The sequence below is a fragment of the Agrobacterium bohemicum genome, assembly GCF_002896715.1.
Lineage (GTDB): Bacteria > Pseudomonadota > Alphaproteobacteria > Rhizobiales > Rhizobiaceae > Agrobacterium > Agrobacterium bohemicum.
Map to the genome: position 1 here is coordinate 278,046 of NZ_PGEL01000026.1, position 12,198 is coordinate 290,243.

A 12,198-nucleotide genomic window follows, 5' to 3' on the forward strand; every position below is an offset into this window, starting at 1 on the left:
GCGAAATTGCTTTCATATCGCGTCCATTCTATCAAATCCCATGCTTTACGATGTGAATCGGCTACCTTTGGACAGATTGATCTTGCCATGCATGCGCGCAACTGACGCGCTGGCGCGGCTGGATGAGCGCATTTCCCGTTCACCTTTCGGGCAGGGTTTTCTCGAACGGCAGGATTTTATCGATGCCGCGTCCTCTCTGTGGATAGATGGCGAACTCGTTCATATCGAAGACCTTGTTCTCCATGATGCCCATATGGATATCCGCGCGCCGACCCACGAGATGGCAATCGCAAGCCGCATCCTGCGCGCACGTCGTCAGATAGCGGGCAATGAGCCGAAATGGGCGTTGAGCCCGGCTGGTCTTTCTCGTCTGCGTGGCGAGGAGGCCGCAAACATCGCGACAGCCCAATCCGACCCCCTACCATCCAAAGCCGAAGCCCGTTCAGACGACGACGAGGATATGGCACTGAGCGACGAGCTTTCCGCCATCGACCGTCTTCTGGCCAGAAGCTCGGCAACGCTTGAGGCCATAACCAAGGACGAGCGCCCCTCCTCCTATTCCCATACCGAAACCATAATCCGCGATCCGGACTGGAACGAGGACGAACGGTTGGAGGAATGGCGGACGGTTGTGAAAAACACGGCAGGGCTTCCTGCTGCGTTGCGCGCAGCCATCGCGCTCGACGCATGGTCCAAGCTCGAAGTGTTGCAGCGAAGCCCCTGGCTTGGCCGCCAGCTTGCCTCTGCCCTGTTACGGCAGGAAGGCATGACCCTCTCCCACCTCACCGCTTTCAACACCGGTTTGAAAGCCGTCCCTCGGGAACGGCGCAACGCCAGTAGCAGGACTGAGCGGCTGGTGGCTTTTCTGGACAGTATCCAAGAAGCCGCAAGCTTTGGCCTGAAGGAACATGACCGTCTGCTGAATGCGAAGAACCGCATGGAGCGCAGACTTGTGGGTCGTAGATCCAACTCACGCCTGCCCGATCTGATCGAGTTGGTGCTGGCGCGGCCCGTGGTTTCCACCTCCATGATCGTGAAGACACTGGGCACCACACCTCAAGGCGCTGTCGGGCTCGCCAACCAGCTTGAACTGCGTGAAATGACAGGGCGCGGACGTTTTCGTGCCTGGGGCGTTATTTAACCCAACCTGCAAATGCAAAACCGCCCGCGACAGGCGCGGGCGGCGTAAAACCTATCAGGTCATCCAAGCCCTACAGCTCAGAACTCCTGCCAGTCGGCCTTGACGGCGGCATTGCCGCTGAACGCGGAGGCAACCTTGCGGCCCAGCGCGCGGGCTGGAGACTGTACCGGACGCTCGGCCTGCGTGGCTTGGCGAGCCGGTGCTTCGTAACCACCACCCAGCTTGAACTGGCCCAGCAGATGGTTGAGCGAAGCCGCTTCCCGCGCCAGACCATGGCTGGCAGCGGTCTGCTCTTCCACCATCGCCGCGTTCTTCTGTGTGTCCTGGTCCATTTGGTTCACAGCCGTGTTGATCTGCTGCAAACCGGAAGACTGTTCCTGCGCGGCATCGACGATGGCCACCACGTGACGGTTGATTTCCTGCACTTCGGTCACGATGGTTTCCAGCGCACGGCCGGTTTCGCCAACCAGCTGCACACCCTGCTGGACCTGCGTATTCGAAGTGGTGATCAGGCCCTTGATGTCCTTGGCAGCGTTGGCGGAACGCTGCGCCAGTTCGCGCACTTCCTGTGCAACCACTGCAAAGCCCTTGCCTGCTTCACCGGCACGCGCCGCTTCCACACCGGCATTCAGCGCCAGTAGGTTGGTCTGGAAGGCAATCTCGTCGATGACGCTGATGATGTTGGAAATCTCCGACGACGACTTTTCGATCTGCTCCATGGCAATCACGGCCTTGCGGACGACATTACCGGATTGTTCGGCACCGGTGCGGGCTTTCGCCACCAGCTCACCGGCTTCCTGTGCACGGCGGGTGGAATCCTTCACCGTGGTGGTGATTTCTTCCAGCGCTGCTGCGGTTTCTTCTACCGATGCCGCCTGCTGTTCCGTGCGCTTTGCCAGATCGTCGGCAGCGGAGCGAATTTCGTTGGCACCGGCATCGATACCACGGGCGTTTTCGGCAACACGGCTCAGGGCCGATTGTAGCTTCTCGGCAGAACCGTTGAAGTTCTCGCGGACCTTGTCCAGATGTGCGGCAAAAGGCTGGCTGATGCGGAACGATACATCGCCATCCGACAGGCGCGACAGGGCATCGGCCAGATTATCGACGGCAAAGCTCGTGTCAGCGGCTTCCTTGGCCTTCTGCTCTTCGCGGGCCATACGCTCCNTTTCGGAGAGGCTGCGATTGGCTTCGGCCTCCTGTTCCAAGCGGGCACGCTCAAGCGCGTTGTTGCGGAAAACGGCAACGGCTTCAGCCATCTGACCAACTTCGTCGCGACGATCGAGCCCGGCAATATTTTCTTCTGTCTGACCATTGGCAAGCGATACCATGCGGCTGCGCAAACGATCGATCGGACCGGTGATGCCACGAGCAGACACGAAAAGCGCAAGGGCGATTGCAGCNAAAAACAGCATGCCCAGAGTGACAAGCGTCGTGAGGATCGTGGAGTTGGTCTGATCGGTTAATGCATCCGACTTTTCCATAACAACAGCAAGATTACGTTCGCTGATGACGCGGATATCGGAACGCCATTGTTCAATTTGCGGTCCAACCTCAACGAGGATTTTACGGGCTGTCCGAAAATCACCTGTCTTCGCGACCTGCCAGACCTGGTCCGTCATTGCGGAGATCGTGTTTGTTCGCGAGATGAATGCGTTGATCTCACTGGCCATATCCGGCAAGAGCTTCTTTGCATTTTCGAGGCGCCGGATCGTGGTCGCCACATCGTTCTTGTAACCCTCTTCCACTTTCGCGGTGTTGGCCGATTGCTCACGCAGCACCAGTCCCAGCGTGGTATCGTAACCCAGCGACACGAGTGCCGTGTTGGCGCGGAACAGTTCCGTCGACCCAATAGCGTTGTTCGAGATGAAATCCGAATAGCTGTTGTCGGCGTTTTTGTAGTTGCTGGACACAAGGCCAACACCTACTAAACCAATGAGTGCAACGGGAACGATAAGAGAAAGCACCTTGGTGCGGANTTTTGCATTTTGCAGAAAAGACATAGGGCCTCAATGAGTGTTTCAAGGAAACCGACGAGGCACATTGTGTGACGTCACGAAATCGTGAGCATCCACCATCGTGCTGCCAGAAACTGAATGCACTTCATCATGAAGCGGCGGTGAGATTTATGNTTTGGACCNAAACAATTTAAACTGAGTTAAAACAATCGGCTCGGCAGGATAATTACCTAACATAAACAACACACTTAGGATGAAAAAGCAGCCTAACACATCCAAAACGTTTACTTACGTTACGTTAGGTTTCGGCTCTTGCGTAAGTAAAAACAGCCCACGCTATGGCATCATTTTCACGTCTGACGCCAAGCTGACATTACTCCTCCCGAAACGCACGAGTGATCTGGTCAGAAAGCGGCTTGAACAGATAAGACAGCACGGTTCGATCTTCGGTCTTTATCATCGCTTCGGCGGGCATGCCGGGAACAAGCCTGAGCCCCTTCAGCTTTGTCAGTTCCGCGTCAGCAACCGTAAGACGTACGACATAGTACGACGTCCCGGTTCGCTCATTTGTGACGAGATCAGCGGCGATGCGGGTTACATGCGCGTTCAACTGCGGCGTGGTTCTTTGATTGAAGGCAGACATGCGCAGCACTGCCGCATGACCAAGGCTTATCTGGTCTATGTCTTTCGGGGCAATCTGCACCTCCAGTGCCAGTTCATCACCTTCCGGCACAATGTCCATGATGGCCTCGGCAGGGCTGACAACGCCGCCCACAGTATGGACGGTGAGTTGATGGACGACACCAGCTTGCGGCGCGATGATATCGATACGCTTCAGACTGTCTTCAGCGGATATCTTGCGCTCGACATATTCGCCGATCTGCGCCTGAACATCGGCCAGTTGGCTGCCAATCTCTGCCTTCTGGTCCTGATCGACCTGAAGAACTTGCAGCCTGGTTTCCGAAATCTTGCCTGCGGCCTGCGCCTGATAGGCTATTTTCTCGCCACGCTCTCCCCCGAATGTCGCGACCTGCGTCTTCAAGCCGTTCAGACGTTGGTCGGACACCACGCCCTGCTGCCTGAGAGGGTTCAACGACGATATCTCCCGGTTCAGAACGTCCATACCATCCGCGTAAGCCGTCTCCTGGGCTTTCAGCCCTTCGATTTCATGGCGGAACTGCACAATGCGTTCCATCAATTGGGCCTTCTTGCCGTCGCGGGATTGTTTACGAAACTCGAAGAGGCGCGTTTCACTGTGTATGGCAGCGGCTACATCCTCATTATCCACGCGCGCCAGCATGCCATCAGGAAATGTGATCCGCGCAAGGTCATCACGCTCCGCTTCCAGCCGCGCCTGCCGTGCCGTCAACTCATCCAGCCGTTTGGTGACGATGGCGAGGTTGGCGCGGGTCTGCGTGGCGTCCAGGCGTATGAGAATGTCCCCGGCCTTGACCGCATCGCCCTCGCGAACCAGAATTTCACCCACCACGCCGCCTGTCGGGTGCTGCACTTTCTTGACATAGGAACCGACAACGAAATGCCCCGAAGCGACCACCGCACCGGATAGAGACGTCACCGAGGCCCAGGCCCCTGCACCGCCCACCATCACCACGCCCACAACAAGACCCGCCGCCAGATGGCGACGGATAGACCGCCTGACATTGAAAGGCTCAGCGTTTGGCATCCTCACCCTCGTTTCTGTCCAGAACGTCCGCGCCCACATGTTCAGGCTGTGCGGCCTGCTGCGCAACGGCGCGGAGCGGACGGACCCCATAGCCGGTTGCCATGAAACTCCTTGCGGCAGGCGCAGCGGTGGATGTACCTTTCAGTACCTTTGAAAGAACGTCGTCTCGCGGCCCAAATGCCTTTTGCCGACCGCTTTCCATCACCAGAACAAGATCGGCGGCACCAATGGCGCTTGGCCGGTGCGCGACCACCACGGCGATACCGCCACGCGCACGAACGGAGGCGATGGCTTTCACCACCGCCGCCTCACCTTCCGCATCCAGGTTCGCATTCGGTTCATCCATAACCACCAGAAAAGGATTTCGATACAACGCACGGGCAAGGCCGATGCGCTGTCTCTGACCCGCCGACAGCGCCGAGCCGGCCTCTCCGATGCAGGTTTCATATCCTGTTTCGAAACGCAGGATCAGATCATGTGCGCCAGCCGATTTCGCCGCAGCGACGATTGCCTGTGGATCGGCATTCTCCTCGAAACGAGCAATGTTTTCGGCAATGGTGCCGTCGAAAAGCTCGACGCCCTGCGGCAGATAACCGATGTGGAAACCAATTGCCTCCCGGTCCCATTGCTGCAAGCTTGCGCCATCCAGCCGGACCTTTCCCGATGCNGGCGCCCAGACGTGAACCAGCGCGCGGCACAGCGTCGACTTGCCGGAGCCAGATTGACCTATGATGCCGAGCGCACTGCCCGCCGGCACGGTGAAATTGATGCCCGTGACGGTTGGTATTTTCTCGCCCGGCGGCAGGATGACGAGACCTTCGACGCGAAGCTCCCGCACCGGTGCGGGCAGTGCCGTGACAGGCAGATCAGCGGGCAGCTTTGCAAGCAGATCCTGCAAGCGCCTCCAGCTTTCGCGGGCCATCAGAAACGGTTTCCAGCTTGCGATTGCCATATCGACGGGCGCCAATGCCCGTCCCATCATGATCGAGCTGGCAATCATCACGCCACCACTCGCCTCCTGACGAATGACGAGATAGGCACCCACGCCCAATATGGCCGATTGAAGCACCACTCGCAGCGTTTTCGAAATGCCGCCCAGCATATTGGAGACGTCACCGGCTTTACGGTTGGCAGCGAGATATTGAAGGTTGGAACCCGCCCAGCGTGATGAAAGACGCATGCCCATGCCCATGGACTGAATGACTTCGGCATTGCGTCNGGCGCCCTCCAGCAAACCGTTTCGCGCCATGTTATACTTGATCGTATCGCGGATCGGCTTTTGCGAGAGAGCGTTCGCGAGCACTGTCAGCGCAATCAGCACGACAGCACCGGCAAGCGCGGTTACGCCGATCCATGTATGAAAAAGGAAACATATGCCCAGATAGAGCGGCATCCACGGAAGATCGAAAAACGCGTTCGGNCCCTGCCCGGACAGGAAACCGCGAACATTGTCCAAATCCCGCAACGGCTGCAAACCATCTCCCGGCATTCTGGATATCAACGGCAGCCGCACGACGGCGCTGTGAACGCCTCGCGACAATTGATTGTCGAACTGCTCGCCAATGCGCAACAGAATACGGGCGCGAATGATTTCCAGCGCTGCCTGCACGGAAAACATGGCAACCGCAAGAATGGCCAGACCGACAAGCGTCGGGACGCTGCCGCTTGGCAGCACACGGTCATAGACCTGCAACATGAAAATGGGTGAGGTCAATGCAAGCAAATTAACGACACCGCTGATAACGGCGATGGCGCAGATCACCCACCGTGAGCTTACAACGGCACCAGCCGTTCCGTCGTGAAGCAATGTCTGTTTGAAAACGCCAAACAAATTTCAATTCCGCATGTTCAAGCAACGAACTCCCGCTACCGACGCCGAAGCGCCGATAATCTCGTCTTCTGGTAGAGTCGATGGCATCCAGACATAGCTTCGCCACGGCAAAANTTGCCGCNAAATCAGGGAGGACCATGTCTGTGAAGCGCACGATAAATGTAGTATTTACCCGTCGCCGTTGTAAACCCTGAGACCGCGTCAGTGCCAATTGGGATAGACAAAGTGCTTTCGATGTGCGCTGCAACATGAGATGACGCGATCAAAACTTGCATTGCAGCAGCAAGTTGTTAACATGCCAGACAAGTAACAGCCAGATGGGGCATATATGGACGCCGTACAGACGCCGGAGCGCGGAGCTTCACTCGCTACCAAGATCAGCACCGCGCTGCGGCGTGATCTGGTCGGAGGTGTCTTCCGTCCCGGCGACAGGCTTCCCAGCGAAAGCGCCCTCACCCGCGAATACTCCGTCAGCCGCACCGTCGTGCGCGAGGCCATCGCCATCCTGAGAGCGGATGGACTGGTGGAGGCCCGCAAGGGTGCAGGCGTTTTCGCGCTGCAGGTCCAGCATGAAAAAGACGAACCTTTCAAGGATTTGACCACAGAGCGGATATCTTCCGTCATCGAGCTTCTCGAACTGAGAACGGTGTTCGAGGTGGAGTCCGCAGGGCTTGCGGCCTCACGGCGCTCCGCGGCACAGATCGAATCAATCCTCGATGCTCACAACACCATCGGCTTGTGTCTTGCGGAAGGAAAATCCACCCGCGACGCGGATTTCGATTTGCATTTCAAAATAGCGGAAGCCACACAAAATCGGCGCTTTCCGGAGTTTTTGCGGCTTATTCGCTCCGGCATCATTCCTCGCGGGGAATTACAGGGTGCCGAACCGGGCTCGCGCCCGAAAGACTATAACCTTCATCTGCAAGAAGAACATGGGCGTATCGTAGACGCCATCATCGAAGGAGATGCGGAGGCAGCGCGTGAGCAGATGCGCATTCACCTGCGCGGAAGCCTGGAACGCTACAAAGTGCTCCTGCGCTCCAAAACCACGAGCGTCTGATAGCGCCGAATTTTCCTTCGATCCCATCTCACTCCCGCCGCTGATGCAAGCGATCAGGAAACGCGTCATTTGCGCTGATCTCTATTAGAGGCAGCCCAAAATGAGCTTGCCATTTCCATCTCTCATGCAAACCTGTATCGCAGCTTCACGCCACTCGCTTGACAGATACGACAACATGTGACAGATTTTTGAAAAGTTGTCAGACATGAAGCTTAGGCTTCCACATTCTGACGCAGGGAGGAAATATGCACATACGAAGCCCGCGCCTGGCTGGCGTGGCGGGGCAGATCGGCACTATCGCCATCACGCTGCTCGGCCTCCTCTTGTTGACTTTCTTCATCGGGCGCTTGATGCCTGCCGACCCTGTCCGCGCCATGGTTGGGGAAGATGCGACGCGCGAAACCTATGAACAGGTGTTCCGCTCGCTGGGTCTCGACAAGCCGATCTGGCAGCAGTTCTTCTATTACCTCGGCGATGTCTTAACCGGCAATTTCGGCACATCCATCCGCACCGGCCAGCCCGTCATTCAGGACATTCTCCACGTCATGCCTGCAACCATCGAGCTTGCGACATTCGCAATTCTCATCGGTGCGGGGCTGGGCATCCCCATGGGCGTCTTTGCCGCCGTCAACAAGGATCGCTGGCCGGATCATCTCGTGCGCGTCGTCAGCCNTTTTGGGCACTCGATGCCCATCTTCTGGACAGGCATGATCGCGCTGATCGTATTCTACGCAAAGCTCGATCTCGTCGGTGGCAGCGGACGTATGGACCAGTTCTATATCGGGCTGGTGGACGAGCGTACCGGCTTTCTCCTGATCGACAGCCTTCTGGCAGGGGACATGGATGTCTTCTGGTCCGCCGTGAACCACCTCATCCTGCCAGCCTCGTTGCTTGGTTATTCCTCATCCGCCTACATCACCCGCATGACCCGAAGCTTCATGCTGGACCAGCTCGGTCAGGAATATGTAACGACCGCGCGCGTCAAAGGCCTCTCCAGCCAGCAGACCATCTGGCGGCATGCCTTCGCCAATATCCGCGTCCAGCTGGTCACCATCGTCGCCCTTGCCTATGGTTCGCTGCTCGAAGGCGCGGTGCTGATCGAAACCGTGTTCGCATGGCCGGGTTTCGGTCAGTATCTGACCAGCAACCTTATCACCGGCGACATGAATGCCGTCATGACCTGCGTTCTCATCGTCGGTGTCATCTTCATCGGGCTCAATCTTCTGTCCGACATTCTCTACCGCTTCTTCGATCCGAGGACACGCTGATGACCGCCCATGCAGNAAAAATCAGGCTGCCAGCTTCCGTAAATGCGATGAAGAACATCGTTCTTTTCCTCCTGCGCAGCCCGACGTCCGCTTTTGGTCTGGCGGTCCTTGCCGTGCTGATCCTGGCTGCCGTCTTCGCACCCTTGATCGCCACGCATGACCCTTACGTGCAGGACTTGACCAACGTGCTGAAATCACCCGGAAACGGCCATCTGTTCGGCACCGATGAACTCGGCCGCGACATATTCAGCCGCTTGATCTTCGGGGCGCGCATCACGCTGACGATCATTTTTCTCGTCTCCGTCGTGGTCGGCCCCATCGGCCTCATCATCGGCACCGCGTCTGGTTATCTCGGCGGCAAGTTCGATACGGTGATGATGCGCATCACCGATATCTTTCTGTCATTCCCAAGCCTCATCCTGTCGCTGGCTTTCGTTGCGGCATTGGGACCCAGTCTCAACAATGCGATCATCGCCATTGCCCTGACCTCATGGCCACCAATCGCCCGTCTTGCCCGCGCAGAAGCGCTGACATTCCGCAATGCCGATTACATTGCCGCAGCCCGCCTCCAGGGCGCATCACCCATCCGCATCATCGTCAAGTCGATCATGCCCATGTGCCTGCCATCGGTCCTCATTCGCCTGACACTGAACATGGCAACCGTCATCCTGACCGCCGCTGGCCTCGGCTTTCTCGGCCTCGGCGCACAACCACCGCTGCCGGAATGGGGCGCGATGATTGCGACCGGCCGTCGCTACATGCTGGACAACTGGTGGCTGGTCACCTTCCCCGGCATATCGATCCTCACCGTCAGCCTTGCCTTCAATCTTCTGGGTGATGGTCTGCGCGATGCGCTCGATCCGAAGCAGATGAACCGGAGATAGACCATGGAACGGACGATACTGGACGTCGAAAATCTCCGCATTCGCTATGGTGGCTCTGCAACGGAGGCAGTGCGCGGCGTGTCTTTCACGCTCGGTCGCGAGCGGCTGGGCATCGTTGGCGAAAGCGGTTCGGGCAAATCCACCGTGGGACGTGCACTGCTGCGCCTTCTGCCGGGTGCCGCGATTACCGCCGATACCTTGCGCTTCGATGAACTCGATCTTCTTTCCCTGTCCGAAAGGGAGATGCTGAAAGTTCGCGGCAGGCGCATGTCGATGATCCTTCAGGACCCGAAATTTTCACTGAACCCTATCAGGCGCGTCGGTGATCAGGTGGCGGAAACCTATCTGCGGCATTTCAAATGCACAAAAGCGGAAGCCAAGATCAAGGCGCTCGTCATGCTGGAGGCGGTTAAAATCCGCGACCCTGAGCGCGTCTATGCGCAATATCCGCATGAAATCTCCGGCGGCATGGGCCAGCGGGTGATGATTGCCATGATGTTGCTGGCCGACCCTGATCTCGTCATTGCCGACGAGCCGACATCGGCGCTCGACGTTACTGTTCGTTTGCAGGTTCTCAACATTCTCGACGGCCTCGTTCGTGATCGCGGCATTGGCCTCATCATGATCAGCCACGATCTCAATCTTGTGCGCAATTTCTGTGACCGCGTTCTCATCATGTATGCGGGTCAGGTGGTGGAGACCCTGTCGGCAGGCAATCTGGATGCCGCGCAACACCCTTACACACGCGGCCTTCTGGCCGCTCAGCCCCGCATTGGCGGCACCCGTGCGCCGCTTGCGGTACTGGACCGCCGCCCGGAATGGCTGGAGGAACATGCCTGATGTCAGTTTCCGTTGAAATTCGCGACCTGTCGATCAGCTTTGGCGATGGCCCTGCGGCGGTAAAAGTCCTGCCATCCGTTTCGTTTTCCGTTAAACCCGGCGAGTGTTTCGGCCTTGTCGGTGAGTCCGGTTCGGGCAAATCCACCGTGCTGCGCTGCGTTTCCTTGCTGACCGATTTCTGGAAAGGCGATGTTCTGATCAATGGCAAATCCGTGCGCGACATGCCGTTGATCGAGCGCTGCCGCAAGTTGCAAATGGTGTTTCAGGANCCCTACGGTTCGCTTCATCCGCGCCAGTCCGTCAGAACCGTGCTGAACGAACCGCTGACCATCCATAAGCTTACGGACAAGGAAGAGCGGATGCAAAAGGCCATCACCGATGTCGGCCTGCCCGTTTCATTTCTCGACCGTTTCCCCCATCAGCTTTCCGGCGGCCAGCGCCAGCGCGTAGCCATTGCCCGCGCTTTGATCCTCGAGCCATCTTTGCTGTTGCTGGATGAGCCGACATCGGCGCTTGATGTTTCGGTGCAGGCTGAAATTCTCAATCTGCTCCAGCGTCTGCGGGAGGAACGCGGTTTCACCTACATTATGGTCACGCATGATCTGGCCGTCGTTGACCACATGTGTGACCGGTTTGCGGTGATGCTGCGCGGCGAAGTTACCGAAGTTCTCCCCCGTGACGCCATCGCCAGAAACGGCGCAACGCACCCTTACGCGCGCGAATTGATCGCGGCATCGCTGGAATATGAAGGCGTGAACGCCTGACGCTTCAGTCCACGTCGGGATCATATTCCCGTTTGCTGTCGTCCTTGGAAAACAGGACGCACGGTCCGCGAGAACCGCGTGGATCGTAGGAATACCCCTTCAGCGCAAGCGCCTGGGTGATATCGCGAATGCCTGCCAGATTATAGAGGTGGTCGTGCAGTTCCACGAAGATGCGCTCGACACCGGCAAGCTGCGCATTCTGCAGGAGATCGTGCTCCGCTCCCTCGATATCCATGACCAATGCGTTGATGCGATGCTGCGCAATGAACGCATCGATANTTTCCGAAGGGATTTCGATGCGGTGCTCATATGGCCCCTGATTTTCATCCATGGATGACATCCAGAGGTCTTTGCGCACATAAAACGAGTGAACATGCGGGGCATGAGCGGTCAGCAACCCCTGCGAAAACACGACATTATCGGCGCAATTGGTCTTGATCACCCGCTCAGCCAATGCCGCCGTCCCCGGGTTGGCCTCAAACGCCCAGACCATGACATCCTTTATGCCGGCTATGATGGAGGTGATGATGCCGATGCCGGAGCCCAACTCAAGAACACGGTCGCCCGGCTTGATGGCTTTGAGAATGCTGCGGGCTTCCTTGGCCTCATAGCTGCCATCAGCCAGCGCTTTCCAGATGACGGGAGAAACCTCGTCCCGCGCCAGATCGAGCTTCACCCCATGCACGTCAAGCCGTTCCATTCCAACTTCCCTTCGTGGCGAAGCCACGCATAAACGCCATTACAAGTCTCGCCCTCATNAAAAGGACAAAT

At 57.6% G+C, this 12,198-nt stretch carries 10 protein-coding genes; 6 read left to right on the forward strand and 4 right to left on the reverse strand.

All coding sequences use genetic code 11. The features are described from left to right. Positions 1–40: 40 nt before the first annotated feature. The gene (locus CUC55_RS14860; protein WP_067646949.1) at positions 41–1,141 is read left to right on the forward strand and encodes an RHE_PE00001 family protein; all 1,101 of its coding nucleotides are present in this window, start codon (positions 41–43) and stop codon (positions 1,139–1,141) included. A 77-nt stretch (positions 1,142–1,218) separates the two neighbouring features. On the opposite strand, the gene CUC55_RS14865 is transcribed toward CUC55_RS14860, so the two are convergent. From CUC55_RS14865 to CUC55_RS14875, 3 genes are all read right to left on the reverse strand, one after another. After that, a complete protein-coding gene (locus tag CUC55_RS14865) occupies positions 1,219–3,141 on the reverse strand; it encodes a methyl-accepting chemotaxis protein (RefSeq protein ID WP_103088358.1) in 1,923 nt (640 codons plus the stop codon). Between the two features lie 328 nt (positions 3,142–3,469). Continuing rightward, positions 3,470–4,780 carry an HlyD family type I secretion periplasmic adaptor subunit gene (locus CUC55_RS14870; RefSeq protein WP_067646955.1) on the reverse strand — a complete coding sequence of 437 codons (1,311 nt, stop codon included), beginning with the start codon at positions 4,778–4,780 and terminating at the stop codon, positions 3,470–3,472. Further along, positions 4,767–6,611, reverse strand: a complete 1,845-nt coding sequence (locus tag CUC55_RS14875) for a type I secretion system permease/ATPase (protein WP_103088359.1) — start codon at positions 6,609–6,611, stop codon at positions 4,767–4,769. Before CUC55_RS14875 ends, CUC55_RS14870 begins: the two co-directional genes overlap by 14 nt. A 328-nt stretch (positions 6,612–6,939) precedes the next feature. Here CUC55_RS14875 and CUC55_RS14880 point away from each other — a divergent pair, with 328 nt between their 5' ends. The 5 genes from CUC55_RS14880 (at position 6,940) to CUC55_RS14900 (ending at position 11,427) form a co-directional block, all read left to right on the forward strand. Beyond that, positions 6,940–7,671, forward strand: a complete 732-nt coding sequence (locus CUC55_RS14880) for a FadR/GntR family transcriptional regulator (RefSeq protein WP_067646957.1) — start codon at positions 6,940–6,942, stop codon at positions 7,669–7,671. A gap of 245 nt (positions 7,672–7,916) precedes the next feature. Further along, positions 7,917–8,939 (forward strand): ABC transporter permease, encoded by a 1,023-nt coding sequence (locus CUC55_RS14885; protein ID WP_103088360.1) that lies wholly within the window; start codon positions 7,917–7,919, stop codon positions 8,937–8,939. Continuing rightward, positions 8,939–9,823: an ABC transporter permease gene (locus CUC55_RS14890; protein WP_103088361.1), complete on the forward strand. Its 885-nt coding sequence runs from the start codon at positions 8,939–8,941 to the stop codon at positions 9,821–9,823. The genes CUC55_RS14885 and CUC55_RS14890 overlap by 1 nt, the downstream gene beginning before the upstream one ends. A 3-nt stretch (positions 9,824–9,826) precedes the next feature. Beyond that, positions 9,827–10,663 carry an ABC transporter ATP-binding protein gene (locus tag CUC55_RS14895; protein WP_067646970.1) on the forward strand — a complete coding sequence of 279 codons (837 nt, stop codon included), beginning with the start codon at positions 9,827–9,829 and terminating at the stop codon, positions 10,661–10,663. After that, positions 10,663–11,427: an ABC transporter ATP-binding protein gene (locus CUC55_RS14900; protein WP_103088362.1), complete on the forward strand. Its 765-nt coding sequence runs from the start codon at positions 10,663–10,665 to the stop codon at positions 11,425–11,427. Before CUC55_RS14895 ends, CUC55_RS14900 begins: the two co-directional genes overlap by 1 nt. 4 nt (positions 11,428–11,431) lie before the next feature. Here the strand turns inward: CUC55_RS14900 and CUC55_RS14905 are convergent, their stop codons facing one another. Further along, the gene (locus CUC55_RS14905; protein ID WP_103088363.1) at positions 11,432–12,127 is read right to left on the reverse strand and encodes an FkbM family methyltransferase; all 696 of its coding nucleotides are present in this window, start codon (positions 12,125–12,127) and stop codon (positions 11,432–11,434) included. Between the last annotated feature and the right edge of the window lie 71 nt (positions 12,128–12,198).